The sequence below is a fragment of the Colwellia sp. BRX8-9 genome (assembly GCF_014077245.1).
Taxonomy (GTDB): Bacteria; Pseudomonadota; Gammaproteobacteria; order Enterobacterales; family Alteromonadaceae; genus Colwellia_A.
Genome location: NZ_JACGVN010000006.1, coordinates 103,106 through 120,701 on the forward strand (window position 1 = coordinate 103,106; position 17,596 = coordinate 120,701).

A 17,596-nucleotide genomic window follows, 5' to 3' on the forward strand; every position below is an offset into this window, starting at 1 on the left:
TAAATTATCCTGCGCTAATAGTTATTTCGGTGTCGGCCTGAATACTGATCGCTTTTGATAAGAATTGCCAAAGTTCGCCACCACCACGTTTGTCTGTCCATTGGCCATCTTCACACTGAAAATGATGACCATTAAATTTAGTTGCTACCCATATTTCCTGCAAGGGTGCTTGTTTATTAATGATGACTTTGCTGCCACTTTTAAAGGTCAGTGTTAACATGCCACCCACACCCTCATAATCAATGTCGGTACCACAATCTTCAATGGCTTCTTCTATTTGAAGAATAATTTCATCGGCAAGTAAATTGTATTGGCTGTCGTTCATTAATGCTTCCTTTTCTAGCGCAATGAAATTTATTCATCTTTGCTAGCTATTTGTTGGTCATGAGATTATAAAACGTCTATCATGAGAAAAAAATCGAATAAATCAAGTATGCGTAAACAAAATTCAATTATTTTAGCGTTTTTTATTATATCAGTGCTTTTAAGTGGATGTGGAATTAAAGGTCCACTAACGCAAAAATCTGTGCAAGTAAAAGTACAGCAGCAAACTGAACACGCTAATACACAGCCAAAACAAAACTCACCAGCACCAAAATCGCAGGAAAATTAATCGTGGATTTTTTCAATTACAAAAACACTTCTCTGTATGCTGAAGATTGTGCCGTTACTCAACTTGTTAAGCAACATGGTACGCCGTTATATATATATTCACGAGCGACTATTGAGCGCCACTGGCATGCGTTTGACCAAGCGGCCGGTGATAAACCACATTTAGTGTGTTATGCGGTGAAAGCCAACAGTAACATTGCCGTACTCAATGTGATGGCACGTTTAGGTAGTGGTTTTGATATCGTTTCAAAAGGCGAACTTGCTCGTGTATTACAAGCCGGCGGTGATGCCCGCAAAGTGGTGTTTTCGGGCGTTGGCAAAAAGTCAGATGAAATTGCTTTTGCCTTAGAAAAGGGTATTTACTGCTTCAATGTTGAATCAGCAGCAGAGCTAACGCGTATTCAGCAGGTAGCCGAGCGCATGAAAATGACTGCACCGGTCTCTTTAAGAGTAAACCCTGATGTAGATGCTGGTACGCATCCTTATATATCAACAGGCTTAAAAGAAAATAAATTTGGTATTAGCATTGATGATGCCTTTGAGCTTTACCAACACGCCAATAGTTTATCGAATATTGCGGTAAAGGGCATTGATTGCCATATTGGTTCGCAGTTAACTGAAGTACAACCCTTTTTAGACGCACTTGACCGAGTACTAGCACTCGTTGACCGCCTCGCAGAGGTCAATATTGCCTTATCGCATATCGATGTTGGCGGTGGTTTAGGCGTATGTTATAACGACGAAACGCCACCTCATCCTAATGAATACGCGAAAGCGATTGCGGATAAGTTAGCTGATCGTGATATTACGCTGATTTATGAGCCCGGTCGTGCCATTATGGCTAATGCCGGAATTTTAGTGACCGAAGTTGAATTACTAAAAACGAATCAAGATAGACATTTTGCGATTGTTGATGCCGCGATGAATGATTTAATTCGTCCGTCGCTTTATCAAGCATGGCAAGCGATTATCGAAGTTGAAAAAAATGAACTCACCAGTAAAAAAACTTACGACATTGTTGGTCCTATTTGTGAAACGGGTGATTTTCTGGGTAAAGCTCGAGAACTAAGTATCGTGGCCGGTGATCTCTTAGCGATCCGCTCTTCGGGTGCCTATGGTTTTTCGATGAGTTCAAATTATAATAGTCGCCCAAAAGCGGCTGAAATTATGGTCGATGGTGAAGAAAATCATTTGATCCGTGCTCGGGAAACACTTGAGCAATTATGGCAAGGCGAGTCTTTGTTACCAAAATAAGTATCAAATTGAATATGGGAAGTAAATGTTAGTTAATTTTTCAAAAATGCACGGTTTAGGTAATGACTTCCTAGTACTAGACAATGTTACCCAGAATGTTTATTTGTCTAATGAGCAAATAAAGCAGTTATCCGATCGTAATTTCGGTGTCGGTTTTGATCAAGTGTTAGTGGTTGAGCCACCGTACGATCCCGATTTAGATTTTCATTATCGCATCTTTAATGCCGACGGTAGTGAAGTTGGGCAGTGTGGCAATGGTGCTCGTTGTTTTGCTAAATTTGTGCGTTTAAAAGGCTTAACGAATAAAAATAAAATTAAGGTGTCGACACAGTCAGGCAAGATGACCTTATTTGTTGAGCGCGATGGTAACGTTTCAGTGAATATGCCAACACCTAAGTTTGAACCAAGCCAGATTCCATTTACTGCCCAAAAAGTAGAAGGTACTTACATTCTTCGCAGTGATGAAGATACCGTATTGTGTGGCGTGGTTTCTTTAGGTAATCCGCATTGTGTGCTGACAGTTGACTCGGTTGATGAGGCTCCTGTTGAGACGTTAGGTAAAGCCTTGTCACATCACGAACGCTTTCCCCAGCAAGTGAATGTTGGCTTTATGGAAATTGTTGCCCCTGACTATATTAAACTTCGTGTTTATGAACGTGGTTCAGCTGAAACGTTAGCCTGTGGTAGTGGTGCTTGTGCAGCAGTAGTTATTGGCCAAATACAAAATAAATTAGGTCGAGATGTTACGGTGGAATTACCGGGCGGTAACTTAAAGGTTTATTGGAAAGGACCGGGTAATTCAGTCAAAATGACTGGCCCAGCCGTACATGTATTTGACGGGCAATTAAATTTATAATCAGCATAAAGTTAGCTTATTTAACTATTCAAGATATAGAGAATTAATTTGAACGACTCAACCCCAATGCAATTAGATGAAGTAAGTTTAACGGATGATCTCATTGTTGATTACTTACATGATAACCCAGAATTTTTTAATCGTAATCCTGAGCTGATCACTAGTCTACGTTTATCCGATGTTAATCGTGGCACCGTCTCGTTAGTGCAAAGACAACAAAGCCAGCAACGTCAAAAAATTCATGGTCTAGAAGAAGAAATCACTCAACTTATGGCGATAGCTAACCATAATGAACAGCTTTTTGCTTTGTATAGCGACTTGTATTTACGCTTGTTAGATTGCAGCTCCGCACCTGAGTTGCTTGATTGTTTGTATCAAGCAACCACAGAATTATTGTCATTATCGGGTTTGAAAGTCTGGTTAAAAGAGCATACTGAGGTTGACCATGCTAGCATCGTTAAAAACGATTGTGCAGGGGTGATGAATAATCGTTTATCCAAAGATGATTATTATTTTGGGCGCTTACAAAAAAGCGAGCAAGAACTTATTTTTTCGCAACATCAAGAAGGCTCTGTGGTCTTAATTAAGCTAAATCATATTAATGATGACATTGGTTTTATGGCAATAAGCAGTGCCGACGCCGACCACTTTGATCCACGCATGGATACTTTATTGCTTAGTCAATTTAGAAAGCTGGTGGCAAAATTACTTTTTCAACAACTGTATAAATAACACAGACAATGAAATTTTATCGTCGCTTAGCCCCCTTTCAAGCCATTAGTTTTGACCTTGATGATACCCTGTATAGTAATTATCCGGTAATGATGGCAACAGATGCCAAAATGGTTGCTTATTTTTCGGCACTTTTCTCATTACAGATCATCGCCACTCATGCGACAAAAAATACTCTTTTTGATTACCGGTTTTGGTCACCTTTTCGCGAGCAAGCCATAGCCGCGAATCCACAATTAATACACCATGTGGGTGATATACGTTTAGCCACTTACACCCTAGGCATGAAAGCATTGGGTTTAGCTGATGACATTGCGAGTGACCAAGCACAAAAAGCGTTAGATTATTTTGTTCAACAACGCAGTGATTTTGTGGTGCCAGAAGCTGTGCATCAATTATTGCAAAGCTTACAAAAAAAATATCCCTTGGTGGCCATCAGTAACGGCAATGTTGATACTGATAAAATAGGTATTTCAGCTTACTTTAGCTATCGATTTCATGCCGGGGATTTATCAACAACAGCTTTAAATAAAAATCAACGACTACGGCAAAAGCCCGCAGCAGATATGTTTGTTGAAGCTTGCGAAAAATTAATAATAAAACCGTCACAACTATTACATGTTGGTGATTGTGGTCGCTCTGATATTTTAGGTGCTATCGATGCTGGCTGCCAAACCGCATGGATTTCCTGCTATGATGTTGGCAAACCACTAACTGTTTTACCTAATATTGAGCTAGCAGATATTAGCGAATTGTGTCACTTGTTATAATTTTATCTATACTTACTTTCTACTTTTCTAAGGTTATTTTTTCGTTATGGACGTTTCTGAACTACTTGAGTCACTCAATGAAAAACAACGAGATGTTGTCGCCGCTCCACTACAAAATATGTTGGTATTAGCTGGCGCAGGAAGTGGTAAAACTCGGGTGTTAGTGCAACGTATTGCCTGGTTAATGCAAGTTGAAAACGCCTCTTCTCATAGTATCTTAGCCGTTACTTTTACCAATAAAGCAGCAGCAGAAATGCGAGTGCGTGTTGAAAAAACAGTTGAGGGTAACGTTCATGGTATGTGGGTCGGTACTTTCCATGGTTTAGCCCATCGCTTACTTCGTATGCATTTTCAAGAAGCTAAATTACCACAAAATTTTCAAGTACTTGATTCAGATGATCAACTGCGCTTAGTTAAGCGCATCGTACGTTCGTTAGGTATTGACGAAAAACGTTGGCCACCCAAGCAGATGCAGTGGTATATCAATGGAAAAAAAGATGAAGGCATTCGTCCACAGCACATAGAGGTTTACGATGATCCCACTGAGCAAACATTTGTTAAAGTTTATCAAGGATATCAAGAAGCTTGTGACCGAGCCGGTTTAGTCGATTTTGCCGAGTTATTATTGCGTGCTCATGAACTTTGGTTGAATAACCCCGTTTTGCTTGCCCATTATCAGCAACGTTTTAAGCATATTTTAGTCGACGAATTTCAAGATACTAATGCCATTCAATACGCCTGGTTAAATATTCTGGGTAATGCATCGAGTAAGGTGATGATTGTTGGTGATGACGACCAATCAATTTATGGCTGGCGTGGCGCAAAAATTGAAAATATTCAGCGTTTTCTCAATGAATTTGACGACACGAAAACTATCCGTTTAGAGCAGAATTATCGCTCCACAGCCAATATTCTTAATGCGGCTAATAAACTTATCGCCAATAATAATAACCGCTTAGGTAAAAAGTTATGGACCGAAGATGAAGCGGGCGAAAAAATATCTATTTATACGGCATTCAACGAAATAGATGAAGCTCGCTTTATTGCGGGTCGAATTACGGATTGGCGTAAAGAAGGCAGCTTAGATGATGTCGCTATTTTATATCGCAGTAATGCGCAATCTCGTTTACTCGAAGAAGCGCTCTTGCAGAGTCGCTTACCTTATCGTATTTATGGTGGTCAACGCTTCTTTGAGCGTTTAGAAATTAAGGATGCACTTGCTTACTTACGCTTATTAAATAATCGCGATGATGATGCGGCTTTTGAACGTATTATTAATACCCCAACACGTGGCGTTGGTAATACCAGCCTATCGTTAATACGTGACGCTGCGCGCAGTTTAGAAATGACATTATGGCAAGCGTGTCAATTCATGCTAAAAAATGATGAATTGAAAGGACGAAGTGCGAAAGTCATTCAAAATTTTATTAATATTATCGACACCCTCGAAGATGACTCTAGCCACCTTGACCTCGACCAACAGGCCAACTATGTTATTCAACACAGTGGTTTAAAAGCCATGTATCAAGCTGAAAAAGGTGAACGTGCCGAGGCAAGAATAGAAAACTTAAATGAGCTTGTTACCGCTTGTCAGACCTTCGAAGCGGACCCCGAGTTAATAGAAGAACAAACAAAACTCACCTCATTTTTAACCCATGCTGCCCTTGAGGCTGGCGAGTCACAAGCCGATGATTATGAACCCGCTGTGCAGTTAATGACTATGCACTCTGCGAAAGGTTTAGAGTTTCCATTAGTGTTTATTGCCGGCTTAGAGGAGGGAATGTTTCCCTCACAAAAATCAGTAGAAGAAATAGGACGTTTAGAAGAGGAAAGGCGTTTATGTTACGTCGGCATGACACGTGCTATGAATAAGCTATACTTGTGTCATGCAGAAAGCCGTCGACTTTATGGACAAGAAAAATTCCATAAAGCCAGTCGCTTTTTACGTGAATTACCTCCTGAGTGTACCGAAGAAATAAGACTACAAAACCAAGTGACTCGTCCATCAACTAAAGGTAAGTTTTCTTCGACTTTTACACTGGAAACGTTTGAGAACAGCGGCTTTAGTTTAGGACAGTCAGTCGTTCATGCTAAATTTGGCGAAGGCGTTGTCTTAAATTATGAAGGTTCTGGAGCTCAAAGTCGTATTCAAGTTAATTTTGCTGGTGTAGGTAGTAAATGGCTGGTGGTCGCCTATGCTAACTTACAAGCCAACGTTTAATATCACATGAAAATAATTGGTTCTTTCATGTGATGCCATTATAAAAATAAGGTATGAAATTATATGTCAATGCAGTTACTCGTAGTAGAAGACAGTAAGCCTATTGCTCGTGTTATTAAGCAAATTGGCGAGGCATTAAATTATCAGGTAACTATTGCTACCACACTTGCTGAAGTAGAAGAAATTTTACAGGGCAAAAATGATTTTTTTGCAGCCACTATAGATTATGCCTTACCAGATGCTCCCAATGGCGAAGCAATAGCTTGTGTGCTCTCTCATGGTATTCCAAGTGTCGTTATGACAGGTAAAATGGATGAGACGACTCGACAGCAAATACTTGCTCAGCCCGTTGTTGACTATATCCCTAAAGAGAATAGCCAAGCTTTCCTTTATTTAAAACGTATTTTACATTGGCAAATAACCAACAGCAGCACAGGTATTCTTGTTGTTGATGATTCTTTAGCGGCTCGAAATTATGTTTCTCAGCTCTTAAAACGCCGCAACTTTAATGTTTATTTAGCCAATGATGGTGTGCAAGCGCTAGAACGCTTAAAGCAGCACAAAGACATTAAATTGGTGATCACCGATCTGGAAATGCCTATCATGGACGGTATCGAATTAACTAATGAAATCCGTAAAATTTATAGTCGTGATCAACTCGCTATTATTGGTATATCTGGAGCAGACAACGGTATGCATTCGGCACGCTTTATTAAAAATGGTGCGGATGACTTTTTACGTAAACCTTTTTGCCCAGAAGAGTTTTATTGTCGAATTACCCAAAATATTGAGAATTTAAACAATATTGAACAAATACAAAAAGCAGCAAACGTAGACTATTTAACCGACTTACCTAACAGACGGGCTTTTTTCTCTAAAGCAGAACAACTGGTACCGCAATATATTAAAAGAGACATGCCTTATTGTGTTGCTATGCTCGACATTGATTTTTTCAAAAAAATCAATGATAACTACGGAAATGATGCTGGCGATCATGTCTTAAAAGTACTGGCATTATATATGCGTAAACATCTAGGATCAGGTTTGCTAGCCCGCTTAGGTGGTGAGGAGTTTGCCGTCTTAATGTACGGTACTGATGAGGATCAACTTTACACTAAATTAGACGATCTTCGTCGAGACATTTCTGTTTCTCAGCTAACTTTTGAAGAGCACCATATTGCCTTTAACATCAGCATAGGCTTAGTTTGTAATAGTAAAGAGACGTTTGCTAAACAACTGAATCAAGCGGAAAGTGCGCTTTATAATGCTAAAGAAAATGGCCGCAATCAATTGAGTCTTTTTGGCGTCGATGATTAACGCTTTAGTTAAAATGTAGATGTTAAAGTAATGCCGATCTTGAATTAACTTAAAGGTGCTTTTTTTTATAAAAAAAAGTAAAGTGGTTAAACTATTTTAACAACAGGGTGCACTAAATGAAGAAAAAAATAATGCTCATGAGCAAACATTTGCTGATGTTGTTTTGTTTTTTTATTAGCACCTCAAACTCAATTTTTGCCCAGCAAATTGATAGTGAGCAAGTTAAAGCCGCTTATATTTACAATTTTATTAAACATGTTAGCTGGCAAAATGAAAATAACAAACAGCAATTTGTTATCGGTGTTTATGGTGATGATACTTTTGCTGCTTTGCTTAATAACACCTTAGCTAAGCGTGTCATTAGAAACAAGCCAATCAAAGTTATTGTCATAAAAAATATCGAAGCGGGTAAACAAACTGACTTGTTTTTTACTGCGGCCAATAGCAATACTGAAATAGCCGATATTGCTGCCATTCTCCGCAGTAGCAGCACACTTTTAATTACTGATAACAGTATTGATAAGCATAATGTGATGATCAACCTAGTTAACGATGCTGAAAATTCTGCGATAGATTTTGAAGTGAATAAATCAAATATTGTCTTTGAGGGGTTGGTGATGTCTGCTGAATTATTATTGTCAGGGGGGACTGAACTTCAGGTGGCTACCTTGTATAGAGAAACAGAGTTGGCATTACAAGTCATTAGGGCGCGTGAAGCAAGGTTGAACCAAAAGTTAACCGATCAAGAAAATCAAATATCCTCAGCAAAAGAAAAGCTTAATACCTTAAATAAGAATTTAACACAGCAAGAAAAAATGGCGGGTAAGCGTCAGCAAGAGCTAAATATCCTAAAGATAGATACTGAACAACAGCAACGCTCGATAAAAACCAAAGAGCTGCAATTACAGCAAGTAGCAACCCAGTTAAAAGTAGCAAAAACAAACTTAGAGAACCAGCAAAGCTCGGTTGTCAATAAAGAACAAGAAAATAGGGCTATGGCTGAAAAAATATTGACTAATAAAGATATTTTGCAACGGCAACAGCAACAAATAAGTTTTCAAGGCATGCAATTAAATAAAAAAAATCAAGAGTTAGATAATCGCGAAGAACGCATTGATAAACAGCGACTTTATTTGATTGTAATGGCGTCCTTTCTTACCCTGTTAGTAGTGATTTCAGGATTGGTGGTCGTACTTTTTGTTAAAAATAGGCAGACAACACGAACATTAACTCGTACGCTCGAAAATTTACAAAAGATGCAAAAGCAATTAATTCAATCTGAAAAAATGGCGTCGTTAGGCACCTTAACTGCAGGAGTTGCCCATGAAATTAATACCCCACTTGGTATTGCGGTAACATCAACAAGTTCAGCGTTAGAAAGTACCCTAAAGATTCGTAAAAACTTTGAAACAGGCAACTTAACCCGCACGGCAATGCAACATTACTTTAATGGTATGGAGAAGGCTTCTAACTTGAATACTAACGCTTTGGAGCGTGTTATTGAGTTGTTGAATAACTTCAAGCAAGTCGCAGCAGATCAAATGGTGGGTGAAGAGCGAGAAATTGATTTAGTCAGTTATATTGAAGAGGTCATGTCAACGTTATCGGCAGAAATGAAGCGCTTTAGGGTGAGTTATCAATATAGCGGTGAAAGTGAATTGAAAATAACCACCATTCCTGGAGCGTTAGCGCAGGTACTAACAAATTTAGTCACGAATGCGTTAAAGCACGCTTTTGAAAATAAAGCACAAGGCAATATTGCGATCGACTTAACGAAAACCCAAGATGGTCATGTTGTTATCGTCTTTAAAGATGATGGCCATGGCATGACTCAACATGTGCTAGATAATATTTTTGAACCTTTCTTCACCACCAAAAGAAATTCTGGCGGTACTGGCTTAGGAATGAATATTGTTTATAATATTATATGTCAAAAACTACAAGGCAATATCAAAATTAAAAGTAAACTAGCCCTAGGGTCTAGTTTGCAGATCACCCTGCCAATAAAGCTTAAAGCCAATACTTAACTTAACTAAATGACATCGTCTTTTTAAATAGTCTCTACAGCATTGCTAACAGTTAAAAACTACAAGATAAGATCAAGATTGAAAGTAAACTAGCACTAGGGTCTAGTTTTCAGATCACCCTGCCAATAAAGCTTGAAAGTAAACTAGCACAAGTTTCTAGTGTTCAGCTTACTCTGGCAAAAAAGCTTAAGGCCAGTACTTAACCAACCTTAGATATAATCCCGGTAATACAATTAACGGCTTAATCCTTCATTCAATGCTAATTTACGTTTTTCATTTCTGGCTTTTAGTGAGTCAAGGCTATAAATAACTAAAGCTAACCAAATCGCAGCAAAGGTGACTAATTTAGCAGGTTGCAATGTTTCTTGATAATAGAAGGTTGCTAAAAAAAACATAATACTGGGTCCAATGTATTGAAAAAAACCTAGCGTTGATAATGTTAATCTCTTTGCCGCAGCAGTAAAACATAACAGTGGCGCTGTAGTAACTACGCCTGCAGCGATCAATAGCAGGTTTAAATTTGAGCTGTTTTCAAACATGTTAGCGGTATTAGTATTAACAAATAACAACCAATAAACAATCGCGAGCGGTAGCATCATGCTTGATTCAATTAATAAACCAACAAAAGAATCAAGGTGCATTTTTTTACGTAACAAGCCATAAATACCAAACGTTCCAGCAAGTGCTAATGAAATTACCGGTAATGAACCTAATGCAACCAGTTGAATTAACACGCCACATAATGCCAGCGCAACGGCAAACTTCTGCATTTTTCGCAAACGCTCACCTAAAAAAATAACACCGAGTGCGACACTAAATAAAGGATTGATAAAATAACCTAAACTCGCGTCTAGTAGATGATCATTATTTATCGCCCAGATGAATAAAAACCAATTTACTAATAGAAAAGTAGCGGATAAGGCAAGTTTAGCCAATAACCTAGGTTGTTTGAGTGTATCGATTAATACCCGAAATCTTTTACTGATGATAACGATTAGAAATAACAGTAGGCTCGACCAAATAATACGATGAACCATAATTTCATCAGGGCTGATAGAAGAAATTAATTTGAAATAGATGGGCGCTAAACCCCAAAGCAGATAAGCACTAATCGCGTTAATTACGCCATTACGGTCTTTGTTATCAGTTACAGTCATGATTTTCAGTAAACTTTAGCAGCAAAAATAAAGAGCCGAATTATAACACAATGATTTTAATTTCAGCGCTTTACTTGTTCGATAACCGCAAACTGTCGGCTGTATATTGATAATACTTTTGCTAACGTTATTCACTTTAATTAGCTAATAACTACTCATTTACAATGAATATCTGTTGTACGTTTTTAAATAGACCTGAATCTAGCTATCGTATGAACACAAAGCCAGCACTTTAAAAATTAACGGGTGAATATTAACCAACTAGATAAGTACCGGTGCCAAAAGCAATGTGGTCACCTTTTTCGTTATGTAATTCCATGCGAGCAACCGCGACTTTATTGCCACTACGAATAATATGAGCTGTAGCGATAAACTCCTCACCACGACCTGGTCGTAAATAATCGGTACGCAGATCTATCGTTCCTAGGCAGCTCAAACTTTGTTGAATTGTTGTTGGTGTTTTGTGCTCAAGTTGTTCAATCATATTCGCTGCCACGACAACACCACCAGCAAAATCAAGGGCTGATGCAGTGACACCACCATGTAGCGTTTTCTGTAATGGGTTGCCCATTAACTTATCTTGCCATAAAAAACGTACTTCAGAGGTATTACAATCAAATTTACTAACGGTTAGGCCCAGTAATTTATTAAAGGGAAGGCTGTGTGACCAAAAATGAGTAAGTTGCTCAATCATTTGTTTTTCATCTAAATTATTTGTCATAATCCTTCCAATTTAACCAGCAGATTCTTCTAACTGGTCTAATGTCTTCATTGTAGCTTAGCACTTATCTTTCTAAGCATTCAATAAATACTAAAATAGTGCTCTCGACTTTTTTTGTGGCTGGGGTAAAATAACAATAATTGTCGTTTAATAAAGTTTACTCCGTTGCTAAAAGCTCCCCCCACAGTCTCACAAGCTCAGCTTGAAGATGCGTTAAAGCATCATTTTGGTTATCAAACTTTTCGAAGCGGACAATTAGAAATTATTCAGCAATTATTTCAAGGTCGAGACAGTTTAGTACTTATGCCAACGGGTGGTGGTAAATCGATGTGTTATCAACTGCCTGCCGTATTATTACCAGGAATAACCATCGTTGTTTCACCCTTAATAGCTTTAATGAAAGATCAAGTTGATGGTTTGACTCGACAAGGTATTTCAGCGGCTTTTGTTAATTCGAGTTTAGATCAAGAAACAATCAATGATATTTTTGAGCGCTTATCTCGTAGTGAGCTTAAGTTGTTATACATAGCTCCAGAGCGTTTAAAAAATTATTATTTTATGCAACGCTTGGCAAGCATACAGATAAGTTTATTTGCTATTGACGAAGCACATTGTATTTCACAATGGGGACATGATTTTCGGCCGGCATACACACAACTTCATACAATTAAACAACGATTTCCATCGGTACCGGTTATGGCGTTAACAGCAACTGCCGATGTTACAACCCGAAGAGATATTCTTCTTCAACTCGCATTGACTGATCCTTATATTCATCTTGATAGCTTTGACCGGCCTAATATTCGTTTTACCTTAGCGGATAAATATAAGGGCGATCACCAGGTGTTACGCTACATTAAAAAGCGTGGTGATGATTGCGGCATTGTTTACTGTAGTAGCCGCTGGCAAGTTGAGAAATTATCTAAAATGTTAGCAAGTGCGGGTATAAATTGTTCTGCCTATCATGCTGGCATGGAAACAGAGATGCGCAATATTGTCCAAGATGGTTTTGCCAAAGATAATATTCAAGTGGTTATTGCCACCGTAGCTTTTGGATTGGGCATCAATAAATCAAATATCCGCTTTGTGATTCATTTTGAACCTCCAAGAACACTCGAGTCATATTATCAAGAGATTGGCCGTGCTGGCCGAGACGGTTTAGCGGCAGAAGCGTTATTTTTGTATGATGAAAAAGATGTAGAACGCATTACCAAGTATATAGCTGATGGTGATAATGAAGAAAGGGTGAACGTTGAACAACAGCGTTTTCAAGCGTTAAAAGGCTTTATTGAAGCTCAAACCTGCCGTCGACAAGTTGTACTTAATTATTTTGCAGAATTTACCACTAAAAAATGTGGTAACTGTGATATTTGTTTAGATCCACCCACTCAATTTGACGCTACTGAAGCGGCACAAAAAGTCTTATCTTGTGTGTTTCGTATCCAGCAACAAGGTGATATTGAACATGTTGTGCAAGTGCTCAGAGGGGAGTTAACCGAAAAAGTTAGGCAACTGCAGCATGAAAAAGTGTCAACTTTCGCTATCGGTAAAAGTAAAACTCCGGGATATTGGTTTGCTATTATTAGACAATTGATTCATTTGGGATTTTTACAGCAAGATATTTCTCAACAATCTGCGTTATTTTTAACACAAGCATCGCGCTCGGTGTTGAAAGGGGATGAACCCTTAATGTTAGCTTCACCAAGGTTACAAAAAGCGAGTTATTGGCAACAAGATAAAACCGATAAACGTTATGACCGTGTCTTATTTGTTAAATTAAGAAGTTTGCGTAAAACGATTGCAGATGCAGAGGATATTGCGCCATTCATTGTTTTCAATGATGCAACGTTGTCAGAGCTTGCGCGTATAAAGCCAAAAACATCACAGCAAATGCTAAATATTAATGGTATTGGTGATACAAAACTTGCCCGTTATGGACATGACTTTTTGCAAGTTATTCAACAGCATAATGCTTAAAACAAAAAACGCTCAATTGAGCGTTTTTTAATATTATTTTTGATGAACCAGGTTCAACAATAACTACTGAGTTTATTTTAAACTAGCGTAATAAGCCGAAATATTTGCGATATCTTCATCACTTAAACCCATAGCCATAGGTCCCATAACAGGATCTTTACGTTTACCCGCTTTAAAGTCTTTCAACTGTTTAGCAAGATAAGCTTCTTTTTGACCAGCAAGGTTTGGGTACATAGGTACCGCAGAGATACCAGCAGCACCATGACAAGCAGCACACATACCAGTTTTTGCTTTACCAGCAGCAGCATCACCAGCAAAAACAGGAGACGCCATCATTAAAGTAGCAGCAACAGCTAAAGTAATTTTTTTCATAAATTATTTCTCTCTTAGTCGTTAGGAATTTTACACTGCATTCAGTATATGAGAAAACAAGGAGGCTGTCGTCGACTATTTTTAGCTAAGCACTCGCAATGTAATCTTCTTTGATTTACCACCGAGTATATTAAGATTATTACTGATTATATTGAGTAAAGTTGGGCATACTATCACTGATATTATTTATTGAAGTGAAAATATCAGCGAGAGAAAAATGTCATCAAGCAAAAAGTATCTTGTTGAGTGATTAAGAACTTAATGTATTATTTTTTTTGTATAAATCGGGTAGTAACAGGCGTGATTTTTTTAAGATACTGCTGGCATTTTCAGCAATATTAAAGGTGTCTACACCAGTAGACAATGTCATTTGAGGTAATCTAATACCAGACTTACTACTAACAAAGCGCAGCTTTTCAACGCCATGTGTTATTTTACTGGCAATTTCTCGAGCACTTTCTTTGTCAATATCAGGTAACAGAATTAAAAATTCATCGCCACCTGAACGTATTGGTAGACCGCTGCCATCAACATAACTACTCACTTTACTGGCTATTTTTGATAAGAGAACATCACTAATTAAATGACCGAATTGCAGATTAACTTCTGAAATTTGATCAACACAGACGACAATTGCGGCAACTTGCCGACTTGGATCTTCTGTTAGCCATAAATCTAAATGCTTAGACATAGCTTTACGATTATAAAGACCGGTAAGTGGATCCATGTAAATTTCTTCACGTACTTCTTTTAATTCAACTTTTAACGCCTGGGTCTTTTTACGGGTAAAAGAAATATGTTCAGCAAATTTTTGTTGGTGTAGTTTAAAGGCTTTAGATGCCTGGCGAATGCTATTTACCGCAACGACTATTTTTTCTTTATCGGCAGATTGTAGATCAGAAATATTGCCGTCTAGCGTGGTAATCAGTTTATTAATACTCTGCGATGATTTTTGGCTGTTTTTTTCAACATGGGTGACAACGTCATCTAGGTCGTCAATGAGTTCATCTCTGAATTTACTTTGGCCTAAAATGAATTGACGATAGTTTTCTTCAATGAAAAAATCATCAAGCTTTTTACCCGTGGCAAGTTTATTTTCAATGGCAGTATTAAGAAGAATGTTTTTTTTATTAATATATTCGTAGCTAACCGAATAATTAATTGGGCTGACAGGTAAAAACCACCGCTGTAATTGTTTTACGGCCATGTTCATTTTTAGTTCAGCTTGTTTTATGGAATCATGATATTTCATTGTTCCATCTCAATTTGCACACCCAATTAATAATATCAATAGACCATTTTCTAGTATAAACAAGTAAAGTACCACATATATTTTTTGTCTATAAAAAACATATGTTTAGTTATATAGTATTTTAAATGAAGGTAATATATGACAGAAAATAATTAAAAAGAAGGGAAGGACCGCAAAGTATACCGAAAGCAAACTGTTCAAAATAAAGACAAGCCCCCACTATATCTATACTTGGCAGTTCCGCTATCCTAGGTTTCCCCTTAGACCGGTAACTTTGCGTCTCTAGCTTTCACTAGATTTGCCCTTTTCGAGTTTTAGAAACTCTAAATTCATTATAAGCGTTGAACTATGCTTGTAAACCTTTATTATGAATAATTTGTTGAACCGTAACGAAAACCTATAAGTAATAGATAAATTTATAGGTTATGGCTGATCACTCTACTGATCATTAGATAAAGGATTTTAGTTAATAATGCCCTGTAAACTGTTGTTGATCCTTTGTTTTTTTATAGCTCCTTTATTTTGTTTTGCCAATGATGCTTTAAACGTTGAGCAAAATATTAAAGATGTTGAGCGCTATTTTTTACAAGACGCTGAAAACCTTCCCTACGAAGAGATCATTACACTTTCAAAAAAAATTTTGGGATCTCAAGAAAATTATACCGTCCAAATTCGTGGAAAAACCTTCATCCTTCTTGCTGATGTTGCCAATAATAAGGGTGAAAATAGCGAAGCATTTCATTTTGCGCAAGATGGAATTTCTCTGCAAGGACTTGAACCAGCCATAAAGTTTAATTTATTGCTGAAAGTTGCAGATGGCTATTATTTACAAGAGAAGTATGAACAAACTCAAAATATGGCAACCAATGTTATTTTAATGGCAGATTCTCCACAAGTGCTAAAATATCGTTTAATTGCTTTGAGTTATCGAGCTGTTACCTATGCGTTGCAAAATAAAAACGATTTATCGATGAATGATCTTAATCAAGTTAAGGTGCTGATTTCGGTAAATCCTCAGTATGAGGATCACCTTTGTCTTTTAGAAATTTTAGCAACGGCATATTATTATTTAGGCGATTATCAAACATCGCTAACCATGCAAAATAAGCTATTAACGTTAAAATTTGATTTAGACAAACTGGCTAATATTGACCAAACTTATTTACACTTAGGCCGTGCTTATTTTCAGTTAAATTTATTTGATGATGCTTACAATGCTTTTTGGGAAGCACAAAAACACGGCAAAAATAAAAATGCTCCAATTAGTGCTGCCTATGCTGAATTAGGATTGGCAGAGGTGTTATTAAAGCAGGGAGAATTTAGTGACTCACATAATTGGCTATTATCAGCCAGTGCTACATTTAATGAAAAGAGCTTAAATAAGCCTTATTTAACCTCGTTAATTCTATTAGCAGAGACCTCAAGTCTATTAAACAATAAAGCTGTATACCAACATTACCTTCAATTAGCTGAATTAACTGCTAAACACATAAAGCTATCAAAAAAGCAGGCTAAATTATTACTTTTATTAAGTCATATGTATCAGCAAAACGGTGATTATAAAAATGCGTTAATGGCCCATAAAAATTATCTTGAATTACTTCAACAGTTTCAGAAAAAGGCTGAACCCTCTTTAATTATTGACTCCAGTCAAATGTTAAGTGCAAATGATAAAAGTCGAAATTTAATCCTGAATCTCGCTGAACAGAGTAAGCTACAAACTCAATTCAGTGCAAAATTTATCGCGCAAAAAGAAGTTATATATTTATTGATTGTGATCGTTATTTTATTAGTCATTACGTTGGTTTTTTTTGGGTTAAGACAAAGAACGTTGCGCTTAAATCAAGTATACGATGAAGAGGAACAGCCATTATCTTATTTGGTAACGCCCTCCCAAACGAAAAGAAATTATCAACTGAATTATAAAATGGCGAGGAAATACGACTATCCCTTAGCGATTGGCTACTTATCAGTTGTTAACTGGCAAGAGCTTACCTTTCACTTTAATGATAAAATTATGCTCGAAGTTTCAAAAACATTAGCGACCTTACTTAATGAGTCAAAAGGTGAATTTGATGAAGCGGGTACGATTAACGATGGTGAATATTTACTGATAGGTCCTCACCAAACTCAAGCTGAAATAGCGATTAAGTTAAATAGTTTAGCTAATGCAATTAAACTGAGATTCTTCGCTAATTTAGGTGATTATTCACTTAAAATTGGCTACGCCTATGGCTCACCCACAGCACAAGATATTGACCCTTACATATTTTTATCGCGTTTAAGTGAAACCACTAAAGCGTAGTCAATATTACTTTTTATTTTAAT

At 37.4% G+C, this 17,596-nt stretch carries 15 protein-coding genes and 1 riboswitch; of the genes, 10 read left to right on the forward strand and 5 right to left on the reverse strand.

The features are described from left to right. Window positions 1-4: 4 nt before the first annotated feature. A complete protein-coding gene (gene cyaY / locus H4J70_RS06925) occupies window positions 5-325 on the reverse strand; it encodes an iron donor protein CyaY (RefSeq protein ID WP_070375355.1) in 321 nt (106 codons plus the stop codon). Between the two features lie 81 nt (window positions 326-406). Between cyaY and H4J70_RS06930 the strand changes: the two genes are divergently transcribed. The 8 genes from H4J70_RS06930 (at window position 407) to H4J70_RS06965 (ending at window position 9,789) form a co-directional block, all read left to right on the forward strand. After that, complete coding sequence (locus H4J70_RS06930) at window positions 407-613, forward strand: LPS translocon maturation chaperone LptM (protein ID WP_070375356.1); 207 nt, start codon at window positions 407-409, stop codon at window positions 611-613. Between the two features lie 2 nt (window positions 614-615). Further along, the gene (gene lysA, locus H4J70_RS06935) at window positions 616-1,866 is read left to right on the forward strand and encodes a diaminopimelate decarboxylase (protein WP_182221378.1); all 1,251 of its coding nucleotides are present in this window, start codon (window positions 616-618) and stop codon (window positions 1,864-1,866) included. A gap of 25 nt (window positions 1,867-1,891) precedes the next feature. Then, the gene (dapF, locus tag H4J70_RS06940; RefSeq protein WP_182221377.1) at window positions 1,892-2,722 is read left to right on the forward strand and encodes a diaminopimelate epimerase; all 831 of its coding nucleotides are present in this window, start codon (window positions 1,892-1,894) and stop codon (window positions 2,720-2,722) included. Window positions 2,723-2,770: 48 nt separating this feature from the next. Further along, window positions 2,771-3,454, forward strand: coding sequence for a DUF484 family protein (locus tag H4J70_RS06945; protein WP_259364684.1), 684 nt, complete (start codon window positions 2,771-2,773; stop codon window positions 3,452-3,454). Between the two features lie 8 nt (window positions 3,455-3,462). Then, the gene (locus tag H4J70_RS06950) at window positions 3,463-4,224 is read left to right on the forward strand and encodes an HAD-IA family hydrolase (protein ID WP_182221376.1); all 762 of its coding nucleotides are present in this window, start codon (window positions 3,463-3,465) and stop codon (window positions 4,222-4,224) included. A 46-nt stretch (window positions 4,225-4,270) separates the two neighbouring features. After that, entirely contained in the window at window positions 4,271-6,445 is a 2,175-nt protein-coding gene (gene uvrD / locus H4J70_RS06955; RefSeq protein WP_182221375.1) for a DNA helicase II, read from the forward strand. A gap of 63 nt (window positions 6,446-6,508) precedes the next feature. Continuing rightward, the gene (locus tag H4J70_RS06960) at window positions 6,509-7,762 is read left to right on the forward strand and encodes a diguanylate cyclase (protein WP_182250795.1); all 1,254 of its coding nucleotides are present in this window, start codon (window positions 6,509-6,511) and stop codon (window positions 7,760-7,762) included. A gap of 116 nt (window positions 7,763-7,878) precedes the next feature. Further along, complete coding sequence (locus H4J70_RS06965; protein WP_182250796.1) at window positions 7,879-9,789, forward strand: YfiR/HmsC family protein; 1,911 nt, start codon at window positions 7,879-7,881, stop codon at window positions 9,787-9,789. Window positions 9,790-10,022: 233 nt separating this feature from the next. On the opposite strand, the gene rarD is transcribed toward H4J70_RS06965, so the two are convergent. Continuing rightward, the gene (gene rarD / locus H4J70_RS06970) at window positions 10,023-10,946 is read right to left on the reverse strand and encodes an EamA family transporter RarD (protein WP_182217127.1); all 924 of its coding nucleotides are present in this window, start codon (window positions 10,944-10,946) and stop codon (window positions 10,023-10,025) included. 253 nt (window positions 10,947-11,199) lie between these two features. After that, window positions 11,200-11,667, reverse strand: a complete 468-nt coding sequence (locus H4J70_RS06975; protein ID WP_182230316.1) for a thioesterase family protein — start codon at window positions 11,665-11,667, stop codon at window positions 11,200-11,202. A 165-nt stretch (window positions 11,668-11,832) separates the two neighbouring features. Between H4J70_RS06975 and recQ the strand changes: the two genes are divergently transcribed. Then, window positions 11,833-13,644, forward strand: coding sequence for a DNA helicase RecQ (gene recQ / locus H4J70_RS06980; protein WP_182217126.1), 1,812 nt, complete (start codon window positions 11,833-11,835; stop codon window positions 13,642-13,644). A 72-nt stretch (window positions 13,645-13,716) separates the two neighbouring features. On the opposite strand, the gene H4J70_RS06985 is transcribed toward recQ, so the two are convergent. Both H4J70_RS06985 and H4J70_RS06990 read right to left on the reverse strand, forming a co-directional pair. Next, on the reverse strand, window positions 13,717-14,016 hold the full coding sequence (locus H4J70_RS06985; protein WP_182217124.1) for a cytochrome c: 300 nt from the start codon (window positions 14,014-14,016) through the stop codon (window positions 13,717-13,719). Window positions 14,017-14,266: 250 nt separating this feature from the next. Next, window positions 14,267-15,268 (reverse strand): GGDEF domain-containing protein, encoded by a 1,002-nt coding sequence (locus tag H4J70_RS06990; protein WP_182230318.1) that lies wholly within the window; start codon window positions 15,266-15,268, stop codon window positions 14,267-14,269. Between the two features lie 230 nt (window positions 15,269-15,498). Beyond that, window positions 15,499-15,581: riboswitch (cyclic di-GMP riboswitch) on the reverse strand. A 159-nt stretch (window positions 15,582-15,740) separates the two neighbouring features. Here H4J70_RS06990 and H4J70_RS06995 point away from each other — a divergent pair. Further along, window positions 15,741-17,573, forward strand: coding sequence for a hypothetical protein (locus H4J70_RS06995; RefSeq protein ID WP_182244642.1), 1,833 nt, complete (start codon window positions 15,741-15,743; stop codon window positions 17,571-17,573). Window positions 17,574-17,596 lie beyond the last annotated feature (23 nt).